21 protein-coding genes and 1 pseudogene are annotated in these 19,705 nt (G+C 74.6%); 11 read left to right on the top strand and 11 right to left on the bottom strand.

Translation table 11 applies throughout. The annotated features are described in order from the left end of the window. Window positions 1-61: 61 nt before the first annotated feature. A complete protein-coding gene (locus HH311_RS22845) occupies window positions 62-385 on the bottom strand; it encodes a putative quinol monooxygenase (protein ID WP_169186003.1) in 324 nt (107 codons plus the stop codon). On the opposite strand from HH311_RS22845, the gene HH311_RS22840 reads away from it, so the two are divergent. From HH311_RS22840 to HH311_RS22825, 4 genes are all read left to right on the top strand, one after another. Next, window positions 384-1,397: an AraC family transcriptional regulator gene (locus HH311_RS22840; RefSeq protein ID WP_211190669.1), complete on the top strand. Its 1,014-nt coding sequence runs from the start codon at window positions 384-386 to the stop codon at window positions 1,395-1,397. The two genes, HH311_RS22845 and HH311_RS22840, sit on opposite strands and share 2 nt — an antisense overlap. Further along, window positions 1,394-1,849, top strand: a complete 456-nt coding sequence (locus tag HH311_RS22835) for a VOC family protein (protein WP_169186002.1) — start codon at window positions 1,394-1,396, stop codon at window positions 1,847-1,849. Before HH311_RS22840 ends, HH311_RS22835 begins: the two co-directional genes overlap by 4 nt. 298 nt (window positions 1,850-2,147) lie before the next feature. After that, the gene (locus tag HH311_RS22830) at window positions 2,148-3,017 is read left to right on the top strand and encodes an EamA family transporter (protein ID WP_312030338.1); all 870 of its coding nucleotides are present in this window, start codon (window positions 2,148-2,150) and stop codon (window positions 3,015-3,017) included. A gap of 23 nt (window positions 3,018-3,040) precedes the next feature. Further along, complete coding sequence (locus HH311_RS22825; RefSeq protein ID WP_169186001.1) at window positions 3,041-3,538, top strand: hypothetical protein; 498 nt, start codon at window positions 3,041-3,043, stop codon at window positions 3,536-3,538. Between the two features lie 89 nt (window positions 3,539-3,627). Here the strand turns inward: HH311_RS22825 and idi are convergent, their stop codons facing one another. The 5 genes from idi to HH311_RS22800 all read right to left on the bottom strand — a co-directional run bounded on the left by idi (window position 3,628) and on the right by HH311_RS22800 (window position 7,347). Continuing rightward, entirely contained in the window at window positions 3,628-4,224 is a 597-nt protein-coding gene (gene idi, locus HH311_RS22820) for an isopentenyl-diphosphate Delta-isomerase (RefSeq protein WP_169186000.1), read from the bottom strand. Between the two features lie 30 nt (window positions 4,225-4,254). After that, on the bottom strand, window positions 4,255-4,935 hold the full coding sequence (locus HH311_RS31090; RefSeq protein ID WP_211190668.1) for a hypothetical protein: 681 nt from the start codon (window positions 4,933-4,935) through the stop codon (window positions 4,255-4,257). Beyond that, complete coding sequence (locus HH311_RS22810) at window positions 4,932-5,825, bottom strand: hypothetical protein (protein WP_169185999.1); 894 nt, start codon at window positions 5,823-5,825, stop codon at window positions 4,932-4,934. Before HH311_RS22810 ends, HH311_RS31090 begins: the two co-directional genes overlap by 4 nt. Continuing rightward, a complete protein-coding gene (locus HH311_RS22805; RefSeq protein WP_169185998.1) occupies window positions 5,822-6,277 on the bottom strand; it encodes a hypothetical protein in 456 nt (151 codons plus the stop codon). The genes HH311_RS22810 and HH311_RS22805 overlap by 4 nt, the downstream gene beginning before the upstream one ends. Window positions 6,278-6,405: 128 nt before the next feature. Then, window positions 6,406-7,347, bottom strand: a complete 942-nt coding sequence (locus HH311_RS22800; protein WP_169185997.1) for a methionyl-tRNA formyltransferase — start codon at window positions 7,345-7,347, stop codon at window positions 6,406-6,408. Window positions 7,348-7,482: 135 nt separating this feature from the next. On the opposite strand from HH311_RS22800, the gene HH311_RS22795 reads away from it, so the two are divergent. The 4 genes and pseudogenes from HH311_RS22795 (at window position 7,483) to HH311_RS22780 (ending at window position 11,771) form a co-directional block, all read left to right on the top strand. Further along, on the top strand, window positions 7,483-7,965 hold the full coding sequence (locus tag HH311_RS22795) for a cation:proton antiporter regulatory subunit (protein WP_169185996.1): 483 nt from the start codon (window positions 7,483-7,485) through the stop codon (window positions 7,963-7,965). Window positions 7,966-7,969: 4 nt separating this feature from the next. Further along, the gene (locus tag HH311_RS22790; RefSeq protein ID WP_169186123.1) at window positions 7,970-9,139 is read left to right on the top strand and encodes a cation:proton antiporter; all 1,170 of its coding nucleotides are present in this window, start codon (window positions 7,970-7,972) and stop codon (window positions 9,137-9,139) included. 406 nt (window positions 9,140-9,545) lie between these two features. Continuing rightward, a pseudogene (locus HH311_RS22785) lies at window positions 9,546-10,034 on the top strand (RtcB family protein); the annotation flags it as partial. Between the two features lie 192 nt (window positions 10,035-10,226). Then, window positions 10,227-11,771 (top strand): alkaline phosphatase D family protein, encoded by a 1,545-nt coding sequence (locus HH311_RS22780; RefSeq protein WP_312030337.1) that lies wholly within the window; start codon window positions 10,227-10,229, stop codon window positions 11,769-11,771. A 173-nt stretch (window positions 11,772-11,944) separates the two neighbouring features. Here HH311_RS22780 and HH311_RS22775 read toward each other — a convergent pair whose 3' ends face one another. Further along, entirely contained in the window at window positions 11,945-12,961 is a 1,017-nt protein-coding gene (locus HH311_RS22775) for a YafY family protein (protein ID WP_169185994.1), read from the bottom strand. Between the two features lie 110 nt (window positions 12,962-13,071). Here HH311_RS22775 and HH311_RS22770 point away from each other — a divergent pair, with 110 nt between their 5' ends. Further along, window positions 13,072-13,305: a hypothetical protein gene (locus HH311_RS22770; protein WP_169185993.1), complete on the top strand. Its 234-nt coding sequence runs from the start codon at window positions 13,072-13,074 to the stop codon at window positions 13,303-13,305. 151 nt (window positions 13,306-13,456) lie between these two features. On the opposite strand, the gene HH311_RS22765 is transcribed toward HH311_RS22770, so the two are convergent. After that, a complete protein-coding gene (locus HH311_RS22765; protein ID WP_169185992.1) occupies window positions 13,457-14,059 on the bottom strand; it encodes a response regulator transcription factor in 603 nt (200 codons plus the stop codon). Window positions 14,060-14,221: 162 nt separating this feature from the next. Here HH311_RS22765 and aroQ point away from each other — a divergent pair, with 162 nt between their 5' ends. Beyond that, window positions 14,222-14,680 carry a type II 3-dehydroquinate dehydratase gene (gene aroQ, locus HH311_RS22760; RefSeq protein WP_169185991.1) on the top strand — a complete coding sequence of 153 codons (459 nt, stop codon included), beginning with the start codon at window positions 14,222-14,224 and terminating at the stop codon, window positions 14,678-14,680. A 32-nt stretch (window positions 14,681-14,712) separates the two neighbouring features. Here aroQ and HH311_RS22755 read toward each other — a convergent pair whose 3' ends face one another. Then, window positions 14,713-15,573, bottom strand: a complete 861-nt coding sequence (locus tag HH311_RS22755) for an alpha/beta fold hydrolase (RefSeq protein WP_169185990.1) — start codon at window positions 15,571-15,573, stop codon at window positions 14,713-14,715. Window positions 15,574-15,599: 26 nt separating this feature from the next. Then, entirely contained in the window at window positions 15,600-16,961 is a 1,362-nt protein-coding gene (locus HH311_RS22750; RefSeq protein ID WP_169185989.1) for an NAD(P)/FAD-dependent oxidoreductase, read from the bottom strand. 180 nt (window positions 16,962-17,141) lie between these two features. On the opposite strand from HH311_RS22750, the gene HH311_RS22745 reads away from it, so the two are divergent. Then, complete coding sequence (locus HH311_RS22745) at window positions 17,142-18,245, top strand: SDR family oxidoreductase (RefSeq protein WP_312030336.1); 1,104 nt, start codon at window positions 17,142-17,144, stop codon at window positions 18,243-18,245. 28 nt (window positions 18,246-18,273) lie between these two features. Here the strand turns inward: HH311_RS22745 and HH311_RS22740 are convergent, their stop codons facing one another. Then, on the bottom strand, window positions 18,274-19,542 hold the full coding sequence (locus HH311_RS22740; RefSeq protein WP_169185987.1) for an MFS transporter: 1,269 nt from the start codon (window positions 19,540-19,542) through the stop codon (window positions 18,274-18,276). Window positions 19,543-19,705: the final 163 nt, after the last annotated feature.

Below are 19,705 nucleotides of genomic sequence, written 5' to 3'. Positions count from 1 at the left end.
GCGAGGTCGACCAGGCCGAGCTCGCAGAGCGGCGGGACGACGACGGCGGGTGCGGCTCCGCTCAGCGGGGCTTCACCTCGCCCATCTCGCCCCAGCCGTTCCCGTCGACGCCCTGGACGCTGATGATCCGCGGGGTGGTGTCGACGTAGTCCGGCGCCTCGGAGACGAACTTCTTGAAGTGGTCGGAGTTGACGTGGTCGCCGCCCGCGTCGTCCTGGAACGCCTCGACGAGGGTGTAGGTGTTCTCCTCCTCGAGGGACTTGTTCCACTCGAAGAAGATGTTGCCGGGCTCGGACCGGGTGGCGTCGGTGAACTCCTTCGTCAGCTCGGGGAAGCGGTCGGCGTACTCCGGCTTGACGGTCCACTTGACCGCGATGAAGATCATGACCCGATCCTGGCACGGACGTGGCGCCGGGCACACCGTCCGGGCGGCGGGCGTGCCGGAGTGCTGGCGGCCCGGACCGGACATCGCCGACACTGGGGCCATGGGCCCGCCGGTCGTCCTCGCCCCGCCCGGCCACCGCGCGCCCGCCCCGGCCCTGCGCGGCCTCGTCGCCTACCACGGCTACGACCTGCGCGGACACGCTCCCGGACGCCACCGCGGCCTGCCGTCGCCGTCCCTGACGTTCGTCGTCACCTTCGGTCCCGGGCTGGAGCTGGAGCGTCCCGACGGCGGGCGCGACCGGTTCGCGGCCTGCGTCGGCGGGCTGCACGACACCCCGGAGCGGATCGTCCACGACGGCCGCCAGTCCGGCGTGCACCTGACCGTCCACCCGCTGGCGGCCCGGGTCCTGTTCGGCCTGCCGGCCGCCGAGCTCGCGGAGGTCACCGTCGACGCGCAGGACGTCCTGGGCGCCGCGGGCCGCGAGCTCGCCGAGCGGGTGGCCGAGACCGAGGACGCCGGGTGGGAGACCCGCTACGCCGCGCTCGACGACGTCCTGACCCGCCAGCTGCGCCGCCACGACGACACCGGGGAGGCGGCCGACGAGGTGCGCCACGCCTGGCGGGTCCTCACCGGGCCGGAGCCGGGCGGGGTCGGCGCCCTCGCCAGCGAGGTCGGCTGGAGCGGCGACCACCTGGGCCGGCGGTTCCGCGCCGAGTTCGGCGTGGGCCCGAAGGTCGCCGCCCGCATGGCGCGCTTCGACCGCGCGCGGCGCGACGTGGCCCGGCGCGCCGGCGGCGGGTCGCTCGTGCTCGCCGACGTCGCCGCCGACCACGGCTACGCCGACCAGGCCCACCTCACCCGCGAGTTCCGCGCGCTGGCCGGCTGCGCGCCGAGCCGCTGGGTCGCCGAGGAGGTCCTCACCGGCATGTCGGGCGGTGCCGACGATCCCGGCGCCGGCCTCGGATCCGTTCAAGACGGCGCGGCACCCCGGCCGCGATCCTCGACGACATGAGCGAGACGACCGTGACCCAGCCGCACTCGACCACCACGCCCCCGGCCCAGGTGTGGCCGACGCTGCGTGCCCGCGACGCCCGGGCCCTCATCGACTTCTACGTCGCGGCGTTCGGGTTCACCGAGACGGTGGCGTACACCGACGACGCGGGCGTGATCGTCCACGCCGAGCTCGCCTGGCCGCTCGGCGGCGGGCTCATGATGGGCCAGGAGCGCGAGACGTCCGACGGCCACTGGCCGATCCGGGTCGGCTCCTTCGGCGGCTACGTCGTGACCCGCGACGCCGCGCACACCGACGAGGTGTTCGCCCGCGCGGTGGCGGCCGGCGCGACGGTGGTCGCCGAGCCCTACGACACCGACTACGGCTCGCACGACTGCACGCTCCTCGACCCCGAGGGCAACCACTGGCAGTTCGGGACCTACCCCGGACACGAGCGCCCCGCCCCGGCCTGATCCCTGGGCTGGGATATGCACGAACGGCTCGTTCGTCACCTTCTTGGGTCATGAACGGGCCGTTCGTCCGGCGAGGTCCCGGTAGATCGAGTCGTCCGACCGACGTAGGGTGGGCGACGCTTGCGCCTAGGGTTCCGTCCGCCGCCCGTCTTCCATCCCACAACCAGGGTGGCCGGGGTCTGGACCGAGCGGCGCCACGGTCGGGCCCCCCGACCGACACCTGACGGGAGAGAAACCCCGAGGGCTCCAGTTCGACGTGCCCACTCCACGGTGGGCCCGACGCCGAGGAGCCTCCCTGGTGGCCACCGCACTCCCCGTCCTCTCCCCCTCCGGCCTGTCCGCGGGCGTCGTCGCGATCACCCTGGTCGCGGCCGTGCTGCACGCCGTGTGGAACGCCGTCGCGCACGCGGTCCCGGACCGCCTCGTGGGCTTCGCCCTCATCGGGGCGGCGTACACCGTCATCGGCGGGGGCACCGCGCTCGTCGTCGGTCTTCCCCCGGCCGCCGCGTGGCCGTTCGTGCTGACCTCCGCGCTCGCCCACGTCCTCTACACCCTGATGCTCTGGGCGAGCTACCAGCTCGGCGAGTTCAGCCAGGTCTACCCGGTGGCCCGCGGCACGGCGCCGTGGCTGGTGGCGGTCGTCGAGGTGGCGCTCGGCCACCACCTGCCGGCCCTGCAACTGCTCGGGATCGTCGTGATCTCGCTCGGACTGCTCGTCCTGGCCTTCGACGGCGGCCGCCCCTCGCGGGCGACGCTGCCGGCGCTGGGTGCCGCGGTCGCGACGGGGATCTTCATCGCGACCTACACGGTGATCGACGCGGCCGCGGTGGCCACCACCCCGGTGCTCGTCTACGCCACCTGGATGTTCCTGCTCCAGGGCCCGGTGATGCCGGTCGTGGCCCTGGCGCGACGCGGCCGCCGCCTGCGTACGACCTCCTGGTCGGTGCTCGCCGCCGGGTTCGGGGGCGGGGTGGTGTCGCTCGCGGCCTACGGGCTGGTGCTCGTCGCGCAGACCAGCGGCGCCACGGCGGCGGTCGCGGCGCTGCGCGAGACGAGCATCGTCATCGGGGCCGTCATCGGCGCGGTCTTCCTCGGCGAGCGGTTCGGCCGGGGGCGGGTCCTCGCGGCCGTCGTCGTCGCCGCCGGGATCGTCCTGGTCGAGTTCTGATCGTCCCTGGCAGGGTTGCGCCCGTGGAGACGGTGGCGCTCGAGCGGTGGACGGACTTCGCCGTCGTCGTCGGCGGGGCCAGCGCAGCACTCACTGGCCTGCTGTTCGTGGCCATCTCGATCAACGTCGGGACGATCGGGCGGTCGATCAGCCTGCGCTCCCGTGGCGGGCAGACGCTCGTGCTGTTCGTGGTGACGCTCGTGGTCTCGATCGTCCTCGCGGTGCCCGACCAGGGATTCCGCGCGTTCGGCGTCGAGCTGCTGGTCCTCGTCGCCATCGCCGGCGCGGGGCTCCTGGCCCTCGACCGCCGCGCGAAGCGGGAGGCGCAGACCCCGGCGCTGGCGCGGACCCTCGACTACGCGAGCCCGAACGTGGCGACGCTCCTGCTGATCGCCGCGGCCGGCGTCGTCGTGCTCACCGGGCACGGGTGGGGCCTCTACCTGCTCGTGCTCTCGACGGTGGTCGCGATCGTCGGCGGGGTCGCCAACGCCTGGCTGTTCCTCACCCAGCTCGGAGAGTGACCCCGGGAGGACCCGTGATCCGGCTGCCCGGCGGCGGGGCGCTCGGGCTCTACGAGCCGCGGCACCCGGTCGCGCGCTGAGCTCCCACCTCAGGCGAGTCGCGCCGCGGGCGGGAGCGCCGCCGGGTCGCCGGCCGGCCAGGCGTCGGGGCCGGCGCCGAGCGCGGCCAGCTCGGTGACCTGCTCGACGCACCACGGCGAGAGCCCCGACCAGGTGTCCCTCCGCACCGCCGCGACGAGGTCCTCCCACGCCACCGGCCGGAGGTCGTCGACCTCGGCCGGGTCCGGCGCGGGCTCGCCGGTGACGCGTGCGGTGAACACCGGGCACATCTCCCGCTCGACGACGCCGTCCTGCTCGGCGCGGTAGCGGAACCGCGGGAGCACCAGCCGCGGCGGCCCGACGTCGACACCGAGCTCCTGGCGGCCGCGGCGGCGCACGGCGTCGTCGAGGGGCTCGCCCGGCGCGGGGTGGCCGCAGAAGCTGTTGGTCCACACGCCGGGGAAGGTCCGCTTCGTCGTCGCGCGGCGGGTCATGAGTAGCCGGCCCGCGTCGTCGACGAGGTAGCACGAGAACGCCAGGTGCAACGGCGTGTCCGCGTGGTGCACCTCGGCCTTGGGCGCCGTCCCGACGGCCGCGCCGTCCGCGTCGAGGAGCACCACGAGCTCGGGGCCGTCGGGGATCTCCACCTGATCAGTATGGCGAGACCGGCGCGGCGCTCAGAGCAGGCAGGGGCCCGCCGAGGTCGTCAGCACCGGGCTCCACGCCCCCGTCCAGGCGCCCGCGGCGGCGCGCACCCGCAGGGACACCGTCGTCTTCGTGAGCGCGCGCACGGTCACGGTGTTCGACGTGGCCGTGGTCGTCCCGGACGCGACGGGCGCCGCGAAGTCCGCCGTCGTCGCCGCCTGGAACTGGTAGGACGTCGCGCCGGTCACGGCCGTCCAGCTCAGGGTCGACGCGACCGTCCCGACCCCGCTGACCGCCCCCGTCGTCGTGCTCGTCGGGGTGGCGGGGGTGGTCGTCGTGGGCGCGGCCGCCGCCGTCGTCGTGGCCGCCGGCGCGGTCGTCGTCACCGGGGCCGTGGTGGTCGTGGTCGTCGACGGCGCGGGGGTGGTCGTGGTGGTCGCCGCCAACGGCCGCGCGGTCGCGGTCGTCGTCGTCGTGGCCTGCGGCAGGGCGGGCAGCGCCTCGACCCCGCCGCCCGTCGCGAACTTGGCGGTCGCGGATCCGAGCAGCCCGGTGCACACCCAGGCGGTCGCGCTCGCCGTCGTCGTGCCCAGCGTGCCGGCGCGGGCCGTCGCGGTGCCCGGGCCGCTGCTCGCCCAGGCCGCGAGCGCCACCCCACCGGCGACGAGCAGCCCGACGACGGCGGCCACGGCCGTCACGGCGAGCCGCCTCACGGCGTGCTCGCGACGGCGACGGTGACCGGCACGGTGAAGGTGGCTCCCTGGCATCCGGTCTCCGAGGCCGTGGACATGGCGACCGCGTTCGCGAGCGTGAGAGTGGTGCTCGCGCCGGCCGCGAGGGTGACGCCGGGCTGCTGCGCGGTGAAGGTCACGCCGGTCATCGCGCAGGTCCCGGTGCCGCCGGCCGCGGTGGCCGCGCCGTTCGGGACGATGCTCAGCACCTTCACCGGGTAGCGGTTCGGGTTGGTCACGGTGACGACCGCGGTGCCCGAGGCGCCGGGTGTGAGCAGCCCGGAGGTGACCGCGCTGCCGGCGACGGTGCTCGTCGTCGGCGCGAGCGCGTTCCCCGCGGACACCCCCGACTTCCCGGATCCCGAGCTCAGCCAGGCGGCCACCGCGATGCCCGCCGCCGCGAGCGCCGCGGCGACGGCGGCCATCGCGATGAGCACCGTCGCGCGGGAGATCCGGCCGACCCGCTGCTGCCGCGCGGTCGCCGGCCGGCGGCGCAGGGGCCACCACCGAGGGCGGTCGGCCGCGGCGGCCGACGGCGCCGCCGGCCCGTGGGGCGGCGCCGCCGGGCGGGCGGGCCTGCCGCGGGACAGCGTCGGCGCGGGGGTCCCGGCCGGTGGTGTCGGCGGCCGCGGGTCACGGGTGCGCGGCACGGTCGCGGCGGCGGCACGGGCCGCCGGCGTCGGGAGCGGGTCGGTCGGCGCGTCCGGGTCGACCGGCCGCGGGAAACCCGGCTGCGGGGCACCCGGACGCGCCGCGCCCGCGGCCGCCCGCCGACCCGACGCGTGGCGCGGACCCCGGCCCGGCAGCGGGATCGGGCCCGTCCGCTCGATCGGTCCGCGCCCCTCCCGCTGGAGCAGCGACTCGACCCTCACCCGGCCGCGGAGGCGAGCTGCGCGGTCAGCGGCATCTCGAACGTCTGACCCTGACAGTTGTTGTCCGGATCGTTGATCATCGTGGCCGTGAGCGCGTAGGAGCCGGACCCGCTGGGCGCGATCGTGCCGGACGGGTTCGCGACGGCGGGGCTGGTGACCGTGCCCGCCGGGCAGCTGCCCGCGACCTTCGAGCTGCTCGCGGAGATGCTCACGACCTTCACCGGGTAGGGGTTCGGGTTGTTGATCGTGACGTTGTAGGTGGTCGTCGAGCCCGGGTAGAGCGCCGCCGCCCCCGTGCCGTTCGCCCCGATCGTCGAGCTCACGGCGACGCTGCCGGTGGTCGTGCCTGACCCGGCACCGCTCGACAGGTAGGCGGCGAACGCGACGCCCGCGCCCGCCAGGACCAGCAGGACGCCGCCGAGCACGGCGAGCCGCTTGCGATTGCGCGTCATGGTCTTCCTCGACCTCCCGGGTCGGACCGAGGGGGCGTGTCCGTCACGTCCCTCGACGACGGGACCGGGAGGTCCGTCCGTCCTGACGCTGCGTCACCACATGGTGTGGCAGGGTGACGACCGCGGTTTCAGGACAGGTAGTCGCCCATCCGCCGGAAGTACTCGCCGGCGACGTGCTCGACGTCGTCCTCGTCGCGCACCCGCTGCAGGACGAGGCCGTGCTGGTGACCACGCCAGGCGTCGGGACCCGCCACCACGACCACGCCGGTGCCCTCGCGGGCGAAGACGCGGCCGTGGGTGCCGCCGGCCCGCTCGGCCGAGACGCTCGCCTCGAGGACGCGCAGGCGCCGGCCCTCGTGCAAGCACCACGCGTTGGGGTAGGGCCCGGTCTGCGCGCGGACGAGGTTGACCAGGTCCTTCGCGGGCCGGTCCCAGGGGATCCGGTTGTCGGGGTCGGCGCGCTTGTGGAAGAAGCTCGCGTGCTCGGGGTCCTGGCGCAGCCACTCGTGCGGGCCGAACTCGACGCGGTCGAGCGCGTCGACCGTCAGCGGCCCGAAGAGCGGGACGGTGCGGTGGAAGAGGTCCTCGGTGGTGTCGGTGGGGGTCACCGGCACGGTGCGCTGGGTGATGATGTCGCCGCGGTCGAGGTGCGCGTCCATCCAGTGCGCGGTGATCCCGACCTGCGACTCGCCGTTGATCAGCGCCCAGTTCAGCGGCGAGAAGCCGGCGTACTTCGGCAGCAGCGCGTCGTGGGTGTTGACGGTGCCGCGGCTGGGCGCGGAGAAGACCTTCGGCGCGATCCAGGTCCGCCAGTTGCACGCGACCCCGATCTCGGCGCCGGCGTCGGTGATCGCGGCGACGAGCTCGTCGTCGACGGCCTTCTCGCGGTAGACGACGGGGATGTCGTGCTGGCGGGCGAGGTCGCCCATCGACTCGTCGAAGATGACCGGCGCCGGCTCGGGGCTCTCCTCGGGATGGCTGACGCACAGCACCACCTCGTGCCGGCTCGCCAGCAGGTCGGCGAGCAGCCTCGCGCCCCACTTCTGGTAGCCGAACAGCACCACGCGCACGGTCGTCTCCTCGCCCCCGTCGGTCAGGTGAGGCTGACCTTAGTAGGAGGCCGGGAACCGTCAGGAAGGTGGCGTTCCTGACACTGAACGTCCGGAAACGTCCTCTCTCGACCCGTTCGTTACGATCTCCCGACGATGGACGTCGAGATCACCCGCCTCCCCGGGATCGGCACCAAGCAGGAGTTCACGACGGCCGACGGGCGTCGCCTCGGGGTGCTCACCCACCGCGACGGGCACCGCGAGCTGATGCTCTCCTCGGCCGACGACCCGGACGCCACCGGCATCTCGGTCGCGCTGTCCGAGCCGGAGTGCAACGCGCTCGGCACGCTCCTGGGCGCTCCCAACCTCGTCGCGAAGCTGCAGGACCAGCAGCGGGAGGTGGCGGGCATCTCGACGGCGCAGTTCCCGATCTCGGTCGGCTCGCCGTACGTCGGGCGCCCGCTCGCCGACACCGCGATGCGCACCCGCACCGCGACCTCGATCGTCGCCGTCGTCCGCGACTCCGTGGTCTCCCCGTCGCCGCGTCCCGACTTCGTCTTCACCGCGGGCGACCTCGTCGTGATCGTCGGGACCGGCGAGGGCCTGACGGCCGCGGCGCAGATCCTCGAGGAGGGCTGAGCGCCTGCACTCCACCGCCGCCTCCCTGATCGAGCTCGGGGCGCTGCTGTTCGCCCTGGGCGTGCTCGGTCGGCTCGCCGGGCGGATCGGGGTCTCCCCCGTGCCGCTCTACCTGCTCGGCGGGCTGGCGTTCGGGCAGGGCGGCCTGCTCCCGCTCACCGGGATCGAGCCGTTCACCGGGCTCGCGAGCGAGGTGGGCGTCGTCCTGCTGCTCCTGCTGCTCGGGCTCGAGTACTCGGCCAGCGACCTCGTCACCGGGCTGCGCCGGTCCTGGCTCGGCGGGATCGTCGACATGCTCCTCAACGCCGCCCCGGGCGCGATCGCCGCGCTGGTCCTGGGCTGGGGCCCGCTCGGGGCGCTCGCGATGGCCGGGGTGACGTGGGTGTCGTCGTCGGGGATCGCCGCGAAGCTGCTCGACGAGCTCGGGCGGCTCGGCAACCGCGAGACCCCGGCGGTGCTCTCGGTGCTGGTCATGGAGGACCTCGCCATGGCCGTCTACCTCCCGGTGACGACGGCGGCCCTGGCCGGGCTGACCTTCCTCGCCGGCCTGCGGACCGTGGGGATCGCGCTGGCGCTGCTCGTCGTCGTGCTGGTGATCGCGCTGCGGTACGGACGGTTCGTGTCGGCGATCGTGGAGTCGCCGTCGTCGGAGGTGTTCCTGCTCCGGGTGTTCGGGGTGGCGCTGCTGGTGGCCGGCGTGGCCTCGGAGCTGCAGGTCTCGGCGGGGGTGGGCGCGTTCCTGCTCGGTATCGCCATCTCCGAGGACACCGCCGAGAACGCCACCCGGGTGCTCTCGCCGCTGCGGGACCTGTTCGCGGCGGTGTTCTTCGTGGTGTTCGGGCTCAACACCGATCCCGAGCTCATCCCCGGCGTGCTGCCCGCGGCGGTCCTGCTCGCGCTCGTGTCGACGGTGACGAAGCTCGGCGCGGGCTGGTTCGCGGCCGGGCAGCTCGGCGTGGGGTCGCTCGGGCGGCTGCGGGCGGGCGCGACGCTGGTGGCCCGCGGCGAGTTCTCGATCGTCATCGCGGGGATCGCGCTGACCTCCGGGGCCGTGGCGCCCGGGCTGGCGCCACTCGCGACGACGTACGTGCTGCTCATGGCCGTCGTCGGGCCGGTCTGCGCGCGGGTGGTGGAGCCGGTGTACCGGAGGGTGGCGCGGCGGCCGGTGACCTGATCGGGATGCCGGCGAAGCGTCGTTACATGCATCCAGTGGCAGGAAAGCCCCCTCGTCGATTGACCGGAACCGCACCCACGACGACGGCCGCCCCGGCAGCATCCGAGCCGTGGCGAGCCGGCGGGAGCTCATCGAGTCCGAGGACTTCGCGCGCCGTCGCGGGGGCGCGGCCCTCGTGCGCGGTGACGCCCTCGCCGTCGAGGACGTCCCCGCCGCCCGAACGCGGCGCTCGTCGTGGGCCTCGTCGTCGTCGTGCTGTCGCCGCCGCCTCAGCCGTGGCCTGCCCCCTCGTCCGACGCGTCGACGGAGTGGCTACCCGCCGAGCGGATCTCCTTTCGGCACGCAGTGACTCCCTGATCATGGGCGCCCCCACCTCCCCGGCACCCACCCGAAAAGCCAGCACTCCGCGCTGCTCAACCGCGAGGAGATGATGGACCGGGTGGTGCGCCGGCTCGCCGAGCACCTGGGTGACCCGGTCGACGAGCAGGAACGGGTCAACTGTCACCACAACTACACCGAGCAGGAGACCCACTTCGGCCGGAAGGTCTGGGTCTCGCGCAAGGGCGCCATCAACGCCGAGGCGGGCCGGCCGGGCCTCGTCCCCGGCTCGATGGGGACGGCGTCCTACGTGGTGAGCGGCAAGGGCTTCCCGCCCAGCCTGAACAGCTCGCCCCACGGCGCCGGCCGGGCCTACTCGCGGTCGAAGGCCCGCAAGACCTTCACCGTCGAGGAGCTCCGCGAGGCGATGGCGGGGATCGAGTACCGCGACACCGAGGCGTTCCTCGACGAGATCCCCGTCGCGTACAAGGACGTGGACGTCGTGATGGCCGACGCCGTCGAGCTGGTGGAGGTCCGTCACACGCTGCGGCAGGTCGTGAACGTCAAGGGGGAGTGAACGAACGGCCGGTTCGGCACCTTCTTCGGTGACGGACCGGCCGTTCGTGCCGTCCACGGCGACGCCTGCGACGCGCCGGCCCGCCGGTTCCCGCACTCGACACCGGACGCTCCGCTGCCCGTCGGCCACGTGTCACACGAACGGGGTCCGGAACGATCACCATGCACGTCGCCGCCCACCTCGAGGAGCGCCGTGCCCCGCCCCCCGTCGTCCGCCCTGTCCCGCCGCGCCGTCCTCCTGGGCGGCGCCGCCGCCCTCGCCGCCACCTCGATGAGCACCCTCACGACGCCGAGGGCCGCCGCCTCGGCGACCCGGCCCGACGTCTTCACCCTCGGCGTCGCCTCCGGCGACCCCACCCCCGACGGCGTCGTCCTCTGGACCCGGCTCGCCCGTGACCCGCACGGCCGGAACGGCGGCATGACCGAGGCCGCCGTCGACGTCGACTGGCAGGTCGCCGACGACGAGCGCTTCACCCGCGTCCGCGCCGCCGGCCGCACCCGCACCGGACCGCAGGACGGGTACGCCGTCCACGTCGAGGTCGGCGGGCTCCCCGCCGGCGGGACCTTCTTCTACCGGTTCGGGGCGCTGGGCCGGCTCTCGCGGACCGGCACCACCCGGACCGCCCCACCCCCGACCGCGCTGGCCCCCGTCGACATCGCGTTCGCCTCGTGCGCGAACTACGAGCACGGCTGGTTCACCGCCTACCGGCACCTGGCGCAGGAGTCGCCCGACCTCGTCCTCTTCCTCGGCGACTACCTCTACGAGGAGGCGGCCGGCACCTACCGCGCGAAGTCCGGCAACCCCCGCAGCTACGGGGACGCGGAACCGACCACCGTCGAGGGCTACCGGCACCGCTACGCCCTGCACCACGCCGACCCCGACCTGCAGGCCGCCCACGCCGCCGCGCCGTGGATCACCGTGTTCGACGACCACGAGGTGCAGAACAACTGGGCGGGCGACCACCCGGAGACGCCGCAGCGGGACTTCCTCGCGCGCCGCGCGGCGGCCTTCCGGGCCTGGTACGAGAACGTCCCGGTCCGGCTCCCGCAACGACCGCGGGGCTCGACGATCCAGTGCTTCCGCCGCCTGTCCTGGGGCGCCACCGCGACGTTCCACATGCTCGACACCCGGCAGTACCGCGACGTCCAGACGAGTGGGCCCGGCGCCGCCGACCCGCGCCGCACGATCACCGGCGGAGCCCAGGAGCGGTGGCTCGTCGACGGCTTCCGGACCTCCCGCGCGCGGTGGGACGTGCTGGGCCAGCAGGTGTTCTTCTCCCAGCTCGACCTCGTGCCCGGCCCGCCGCGCGGGTTCAACGGGGACGCCTGGGACGGCTATCCCGTGGAGCGCGACCGCATCGTGGCGAGCTGGCAGCGGTCCCGGGTCCGCAACGCCGTCGTCCTCTCCGGGGACATCCACACCCACTACGTCGCCGACATCCGCGCCGACCACGACGACCCGACCTCGCCGGTGGTCGGGACGGAGCTGGTGTCGAGCTCGATCACGTCCGAGGGCGACGGCTCCGACCACTCGGCCGAGGTCGCCGGGGCGCTCGCCCGCAACCCGCACATCCGCTACGGCATCGCCCGGCGCGGCTACCTCACCGCGCGGTTCACCCCGGAGCGGCTGCAGGCGGCGGTCCGGGTCGTCGACCGGGTCTCGACGCCGGGCGCGCCCGTCCGCACCGCGGCGACGTTCACCGTCGCCGATCGGACTCCGGGGCTGCAGCAGGCCTGACCGTCGTCGACGAGGCGGCATCGCGCCCCGGAGGTACGATGACGAGGACGGCGCCGGGCTCGTCCCTCGAGCCCGGCGCCCTCCTCTTGCGCCGCCACCACGGGCGCCACCACAACACCCGCGCGGCCGGACCGCGGCGAGATCACCCTCGTCGATCTCGCGATGAGGTGAGCCTAGCCTAACTCGGCGGGCGCGCCAACCCGGGTCCCCGTGTCGTCACCCGCGGCCCGCAGGCAGCGCTGCGAGAGCTCGCGCATCGCCGCGGTGAGCTCGTCCGGGGACTCGACGACGACCTCCAGCCCGAGGCCGACGAGCATGAGCACCGCACCGTCGACGGCGTCGGTCGCCAGGTGCAACCGCGACGTCCCGTCGCCGAGGTCGTCGAGCCGCACGTGGTCGGTCCACAGGTTCGCCTTGACGACGTCGGGCGGGGCGAGGACCCGCACCCGGCAGCGGAAGGACCGGACGTCGGCGACCTTCGTGGCGACGTAGGCGGCCGGGTCTCCGCCGGGGATCTCCCGCGGCTCGAACCGCGGGCCGGTCGCCAGGCCGTCGGGCCCGACCCGCGGGCGGACGCGGTCGAGGCGCAGGGTGCGCCAGTCGTCGCGGCCGAGGTCGTGGGCGAGCAGGTACCAGCGCCGGCCCCAGGAGACGAGGTGGTGCGGTTCGACCCGCCGTCGGGTCACGGTCCCGTCGTGCGCGGTGTAGTCGAGGTCGAGCACGCGCCGGTCCCGGCAGGCGGCGCCGACGGCGACGAGGGCCGCCGGGTCGACGGTCGGGGTCGCGCGCAACGGCGTGACGGTCGTGACGGGGACGGCCGCGACCCGTCGTCGCAGGCGGCTCGGCAGGATGCGCTCGAGCTTGACCAGGGCGCGGACCGCCGCCTCCCCCAGCCCGGCCACCCCGACACCGCCCGAGCCGGCCGCGGTCTGCAGCGTCACCGCGACGGCGACGGCCTCCTCGTCGTCGAGCAGCAGCGGCGGGAGCGCGGCCCCGGCGCCGAGGCGGTAGCCGCCGGTCGGCCCGAGGTCGACCTCGACGGGGTAGTCGAGGGCGCGCAGCTTGTCGACGTCGCGGCGCACGGTGCGCACCGAGACCCCGAGGCGCTCCGCGAGCTCCGGACCGGACCACTCGGGCCGCGTCTGGAGCAGCGAGAGCAGGCGCAGCAGGCGGGCGGACGTCTCGAGCACCCGGCCATCCTCCCGCGGGAGGCGGTCAGGACGTGACCTCCACGACCAGCCACGACAATGGGCACGTCGCTCCGGCGCGTGACTCGTCAGTAGACGTACGATCGAGCTCGATGACCGCCAAGCCCCGGCCCGCTCCCCGCTACCGGTTCCAGCGCGACACCCGCTACCTCGTGACCGTCGTCGACGACGACGGCGCGCGCCTGGACCATCGACTCGACGCGTACCAGGGCTGGCTCGCCGGCCCGGACGGCATCCGGCACCGCTTCGGCGCGCACCGCCGGGCACGCACCGAGATCCGGGACGACCGCATCGCGGCCACCGTGGGCCCCGTCGCCGCCGGCTGACGCCGCGGGGAACGCGACCGGCCTGCCCGGTCGACCGCGCCCCCCGCACCGCCTGGTTCCCGGTCCGCACCTCCGGGCCGCCGTCCGACTCCGCCGCCTCCGACTCGGCGGGTCGTCCCCGGCCCGGTGTCCTCGTGGACCGTGCGCCGGCTCAGCTGACGAGACCGCAGCGGAAGCCCTGGGCCACCGCCTGCGCGCGGTCCGAGGCGGAGAGCTTGCGGAACAGGCGCCGCGCGTGGGTCTTGACGGTGTCCTCGGACAGGTAGAGCTCCCGCCCGATCTGGCCGTTGCTCTTGCCCTGGCTCATCCCGCGCAGGACCTGCATCTCGCGCTCGGTGAGGTTGATGCCGGCGCCGGGCTCCGAGGCCGCGCGCTGGGTCGGGAAGACGTCGCCCATCGTGGTGCTCGCGAGCGCGGCGACCAGCTCGGGCCGCGAGGCGTCCCAGCGCAGGTAGCCGCGGGCGCCGCCGGCGATGGCGGAGGCGATGCTGCCCGCGTCGTCGGGGGCCCCGAAGACGATGACGTTCGCCTGGTGGTGGGCCGCGACGAGGCGGCGGGTGGCCTCCGCGCCCGAGCTGACCGCGCGCTGGGTGCCGACGAAGACGACGTCGACGGGCTGGCGCGCGTAGCGGGCGAGCAGGTCCTCCGGGGTCGCGACGCAGTCGATGCGCTGCACGCCGGGCACGGCCGACATGACGCGGGTCAGCCCTTCGCGGACGCTGCGGCGGTCGTCGCAGATCAGAACCGTCCTCATTCAGACTCCAGTTCCCGGTGGCGGTCCCGCTCGGGGACGGGACCGACGGATGTGTCAGGCGGCCCACGGTGGGCGCTGTCCTTCCATCGGCGTCCCCGGGCGAGACCTTGACCCTGGAATGACACCCCTGTTGTTATCGCTCCGTGATGGCGCGGAGGACCCATGTCGCAGAATCGTGATGCTGAACGGCCGAGTCGGGTGCTCCTGCTCCACGGCCCCAATCTCAACCTGCTCGGGCGACGCGAGCCCGAGGTCTACGGGACCACGACGCTGGCCGACATCGACGCCCGGTGCCGGGATCTGGGCGCTGAGCTGGGGCTCGAGGTCGACGCCCGGCAGAGCAACCACGAGGGTGTGCTGATCGACGCCGTCCAGGAGGCCATGACCGACTTCGCCGCGGTGGTGATCAACCCGGGCGGCTTCACCCACACCTCGGTGGCCCTGCGGGACGCGCTTGCGGCGCTGCCGGTGCCCGTCGTCGAGGTCCATCTCTCGAACATCCACACCCGCGAGCCGTTCCGACACCACTCGTACGTGTCACCGGTGGCGACGGCGGTCATCGCGGGCGCGGGCGCGCTCGGCTACGAGCTGGCCCTGCGGGTCTGCGCTGCGCGCACGTGAACGGATGTGGTCGCTCCGGCGACCACATCCGTTCACCTGGCCCGGAGGGCCTCGAGCTCCTCGCGCAGCACCTCGGGGAACTGCAACGGCAGGAAGTGGGTCCCAGGCAGCCGCACCAGCCGCGCGCCCGGGATGCCGTCGGCGAGCGCGACCATGTCCTCGACCGGCGCCATCGTGTCGAACTCGCCGGCCACGACCGTCACCGGCACGTGCAGGTCGTCGACCGGGATCGGGGGCTCGTCCCCCGCCGCCAGCACCATCGTCGAGAACCACGTCCAGTCGTGGTGAGAGAACTCCCGCGCGACCTCCGCGAGGGTCTGCAGCGGCCCGGGCGCCCACGCCGCCACGCCGGACGCGTCGAGGCCCCGCGGCAGCAGCGAGATCAGGCCCGCCACCGGCGGTCCGACCACGCGCAACGACCACGCGCTGGCCCGGGACAGGCCCCGGGAGACGACGGCGGGCGTCCACCGCGGCCCGACCCGGAAGCCGCCCCCGTTCACCCCGCCGAGCACCAGCAGCGACGCCACCCGGTCGGGGGCCCGGCGGGCGGCCTCGAAGGCCACCGCCACCCCGACCGACCAGCCGACCACCGCGGCCCGCTCGATGCCGGCCGCGTCCATGACGGCGAGCATGTCGTCGACGTGGTCACCGATCCTGATCCGCGACGGGTCGCGCGGGCGCTCGGAGCCCCCGAGACCGCGGTGGTGCCAGGTGACCGCGCGCGGTGTGCCGGGACCGGGCCGGCCGTCCCCACCGAGGAAGGGCCAGGCGGCCGGGCTGGCCCCGAGGCCGTTGGAGATCACCACGGGCACGCCGGCGTCGCCGACGCAGCCGTTGTCCCACCAGCGGATGCGGGTCCCGTCGGGGGCGACGACGTCGTCGAGGCGGGGCATCGGTCGAGGCTATCCAGCCCGGGCGATCACGACGCCCGGGCGCGCTCACGGATCTGGTCGGCCGACAGGTAGGTGTCCGCGCCCTCGAAGTCCTCGACGGTGCCCTTGCGGCCGGACAGGAAGCCGATGCGGATGAACTCGTCGCCGCCGAACAGGTGCAGGATCCAGTTCGCGATCACCCGCAGCCGCGTGCGCATCAGCGGCAGCGCGAACACGTGGTACCCGCGGGTCACCACCTGCGCCGTGGCGCCCGTGAGCTCGAGGCCGAGCGGGTGCGCCACGGCCTGGGTGCCCCCGAGGTCCACGACGAGGCCGAGGTCGTGGTGCTTGTACTGCTTCAGCGCCTGCCCGTGGAGCGAGGCCACCACGTTGTCCGCGCACGTGGCCGCCATCCGCGTGGCGTGCTGGGCGGTCGGCGGGCAGATGGCGTCGGGGTCGTCCTGGGTGAGGTCGGGCACCGCGGCGCAGTCGCCCAGCGAGAACACGTCGGAACGGCCGGGCAGCAGGAAGTCCGCCCCGACCTTCAGCCGGCCGCGGACGAGCTCGACGTCGAGGTTCTTCACCAGCGGGTTGGAGGTCACGCCCGCCGTCCACACCAGGGTGCGCGTGGGGAGCGTGGTGCCGTCGGTGAACGTCACCGCCGAGTCGGTGACCTCCTGCACGCCGGTCTCGAGCTTGATCTCGATGCCACGGCGGCGCAGCAGGTCCAGCGCCTGCTCGCCGAGGCGCTCCCCGAGCTCGGGCATGAGCCGCGGGGCGATGTCGACGAGCGTCCAGCGCACCAGGCCCGGGTCCAGCCGGGGGAAGCGCTTGAGGGCCGACTCGGTGAGCAGCTGCAGGCAGGCCGCCGTCTCGGTGCCGGCGTAGCCGCCGCCGACGACCACGAACTGCAGCCGGGCGGCGCGCTCCTCGTCGTCGGTCGAGGCGTTGGCGAGCTCGAGCTGGGAGATGACGTGGTCGCGCAGGTACGCCGCCTCGGCCAGGTTCTTCATGCCCAGCGCGTGCTCGTCGAGCCCGGGGATGTCGAACTTGCGGGTGACGCTGCCCGGCGCGAGGACCAGCCGGTCGTAGGGCAGCTCGATCTCCTCGCCGGAGATCTTGTGGACGATGCAGGTGGAGCGCTCCAGGTCCACGCCGACGACGGTGCCCGGCAGCCGGTGGGCGCGCTTGAGCGCCCGCGGCAGCGACACGGTGACGGCCTGCGTGGTGATCACCCCCGCCGCGACCTGCGGGAGCAGCGGCAGGTAGAGCATGTAGTCGTGGGGGCTGACCACGACGACCTCGACGTCACCCCGGTCGATCTCGTGGCGCAGCCGCTTCTCGAGGCGCTTCACGCACTCGAGCCCGGCGAACCCCGCGCCCACCACGACGATCCGTTCCGCGGCCATCCCCGGCCCCTCCCGTCACACTGTCGACGTCAACTGTGACGACGAGCCGTTCATCACCGTTCCTGCGGCGCAAGATGCCCCCGGGCGTCCCGAATGACACCCTCGCCTCGCCCCACCGCCCCGCTGTGCGCGGACTCACGGTGGTCCGGGGCCCGATCCCACCGCCGACGGGAGGCTCTCGTGAGTGCCGTGCTGTTCACCGGGTTCCCCGGATTCCTCGGCTCGGCCCTCCTGCCCCGCACGCTGCGCCGCGACCCGGAGGCCCGCGCCGTCGCCCTGGTCCAGGAGCGCTGGCTCGGGCGGGCCCGCGAGGCGCTCGCGGAGATCGAGCGCGGGGACCCGGCGATCGCCGGGCGGACCGACCTCGTCGTCGGGGACATCACGACGCCCGGTCTGGGTCTCGACGACGTCGTCCGGGACCGGCTCCTCGACGAGCCTCTGGAGATCTTCCACCTCGCCGCGGTCTACGACCTGTCGGTGGCCGCGGACGTCGCCTGGCGGGTGAACGTCGACGGGACCCGGCACGTCGTCGCGCTCGCCCGCGCCGCTGCCGACGGGGCCGGGCTGCGGCGGCTGCAGTACGTGAGCACCTGTTACGTCTCCGGGCGCTACGACGGCCTCTTCTTCGAGGACGACCTCGAGCTCGGCCAGCCGTTCTCGAACCACTACGACCACACCAAGCACGAGGCCGAGCGCGTCGTCGCGAAGGCCCGCGACGCGGGGCTGCCGGTGACGATCTACCGGCCCTCGGTCGTGGTGGGCGACTCGACCACCGGGCGGACCCAGAAGTTCGACGGGCCCTACTACGTGCTCCAGCTCCTGCTGCGCCAGCGCGGGACGGCGCTGATGCCGCTGCCGCGGGGCGCCGACCGGGTCGCGTTCAACCTGGTGCCCTCGGACTTCGTCGTCGACGGGATCGCCGCCCTCGCCGGGCACGACGCCGCCCTGGGGCGCACGGTCGCGCTCGCCCAGCCCGACCCGCCGACCGTGGTCGAGATGTCGGAGGCCTTCGCGCGGCAGGCCGGCCGGCGCCTGCGCGCCGTGCCGATGCCGACCGGGCTCGCCGCGTTCGGCATCGACCACGTGCCCGGGGTCGGGCGGCTGTTCAAGGTCCCCTCGAGCACCCTCGAGTACCTCACCCACCCGACGCTGTACGACACGACCGCCACGACGGCCCTGCTCGTCGAGGTCGGGGTGCGGTGCCCGACGTTCGCCGAGCACGTGGGCCCCATGGTCGAGTTCTTCCGGGCGAACCCGGACGTCGGCAGCGCCGCGATGGTCTAGACCGCGTCGGGCGCGACCCGTGGCGTGCTCACTGCTCCGTGGCTGGAGCTCGGCGGGCCGCTCTGCCCGAGCCACCGGGTCGGCGGCCCGAGCGACCGGCGAGCAGCGCGACGACGGCGGCGATGCCGACCGCCGCGCCGGTCGCGGCCGCCGGGGCGATCGCGTCGATGAGCATCCCGGACAGCGGGTAGGCGATCGTGGCACCGACCGTGGTCGCCGAGCCGTGGAGCCCGGTGGCCAGACCCCGGGAAGCGTCGGGAGCCAGCCGGCCGACCGCCTCCGCGGCGGCCGCCAGCGCGGGTGCGCAGCACGCCCCGGCCGGCACCAGCAGCAGTGCCATGACCCACCACGGGCCCCCGAGGGCGACCGGCAGCGAGCCGGCGGCGAGCAGGCCGAGCAGCAGGGCCGGGGAGCGAGGGCGGGCCGCGGCGCCGTAGACCGCGCCGCCGAGCAGCGAGGCGCCGCCCCAGACGGCGTTGACCAGCGGCCACCACCCGGTCTGGCCACGACCGGTCAGCGTGGCCACCACCGCGAGCTCGGTGGCGCTGAGCACCAGGATCGCCGCTGCGGTGACGGCCAGTGCCGCCAGCATCGGGCCGGACCACATCCGCGGACGCCGTCGGAGGTCCGAGCTCGTCGGGGACGGCTCGGTCAGGGGTGGGTCGAGCCTGCCGAGCGCGACGCACCCGGCGAGGAACCACGCGCCGACCAGCCACAACGCCACCGTCGCGGGCAGGGCGAGGACGGCGGCGGTGCCCAGCGCCGGCCCGAGGATGTAGGTGATTTCCACCGACATCGCGTCCAGCGCGAACGCCGGTCGCTGCTGGGCGGCCGGGACCGCGGCGGCCATCGACTGACGCACCACGGGGAAGGCCGGAGGGGTCAGCAGCCCGGCTCCGCACGCGGTGACCGTGAGCACCGAGGGACCCAGCGCGGGCGCGGCACCCCAGAACCCGGACTGGGCCACGGCGCAGACCGCGAGCACCGGACGCAGCCCCACCCTGTCGATCGCGCAGCCCAGCAGCGGAGCCCCCACCGCGATGCCGGCGGTGACCGCACCGCCGACCAGCCCGGCCTCGGCGAATCCACGGTGCAGCCCGACCACCATGTGCAGCGTCAGCACCACCCCGACGGCGGTCACCGGCAGCCGCGCCGCGAACCCGACCCCGGTCAACCAGGCCAGCCCCGGCAGCTCCCACACCCGGCGGTAGGTCGCGACGGCACCGCCGGAGATCCCCCGCATCCCGGCCATCATGACCCGACCTGCAGCCGCCGTCGCGTCTCGGCTGCTGGTCAACAACCACTCCGTCAACCGTTCCGACGTGGTGGCCTCGCGCACCTCGGCGGAAGACCCACGAGACTGAGTTCCTAACGGAGGTCAAGCCGCGGTCGTAGGCTGTGGCGTTGACGGGCCGGTCGATGGAGCGCTGTGCGACTCCTTTCTTCGCCGGCCCGTCGCC

The sequence above is a fragment of the Actinomycetospora sp. TBRC 11914 genome, from assembly GCF_012933465.1.
Classification (GTDB): Bacteria; Actinomycetota; Actinomycetes; order Mycobacteriales; family Pseudonocardiaceae; genus Actinomycetospora.
This window is presented reverse-complemented; position numbering and strand designations above follow the sequence as displayed.

Bases quoted from the DNA above. Each gene is read 5' to 3' on its own strand.
- HH311_RS22840 (WP_211190669.1), top strand. From the start codon at position 384: ATGACCCGATCCTGGCACGGACGTGGCGCCGGGCACACCGTCCGGGCG.
- HH311_RS22845 (WP_169186003.1), bottom strand. From the start codon at position 385: ATGATCTTCATCGCGGTCAAGTGGACCGTCAAGCCGGAGTACGCCGAC.
- HH311_RS22835 (WP_169186002.1), top strand. From the start codon at position 1,394: ATGAGCGAGACGACCGTGACCCAGCCGCACTCGACCACCACGCCCCCG.
- HH311_RS22805 (WP_169185998.1), bottom strand. From the start codon at position 6,277: ATGACGCGCAATCGCAAGCGGCTCGCCGTGCTCGGCGGCGTCCTGCTG.
- HH311_RS22795 (WP_169185996.1), top strand. From the start codon at position 7,483: ATGGACGTCGAGATCACCCGCCTCCCCGGGATCGGCACCAAGCAGGAG.
- HH311_RS22770 (WP_169185993.1), top strand. From the start codon at position 13,072: ATGACCGCCAAGCCCCGGCCCGCTCCCCGCTACCGGTTCCAGCGCGAC.
- HH311_RS22765 (WP_169185992.1), bottom strand. From the start codon at position 14,059: ATGAGGACGGTTCTGATCTGCGACGACCGCCGCAGCGTCCGCGAAGGG.
- aroQ (WP_169185991.1), top strand. From the start codon at position 14,222: ATGTCGCAGAATCGTGATGCTGAACGGCCGAGTCGGGTGCTCCTGCTC.
- HH311_RS22755 (WP_169185990.1), bottom strand. From the start codon at position 15,573: ATGCCCCGCCTCGACGACGTCGTCGCCCCCGACGGGACCCGCATCCGC.
- HH311_RS22750 (WP_169185989.1), bottom strand. From the start codon at position 16,961: ATGGCCGCGGAACGGATCGTCGTGGTGGGCGCGGGGTTCGCCGGGCTC.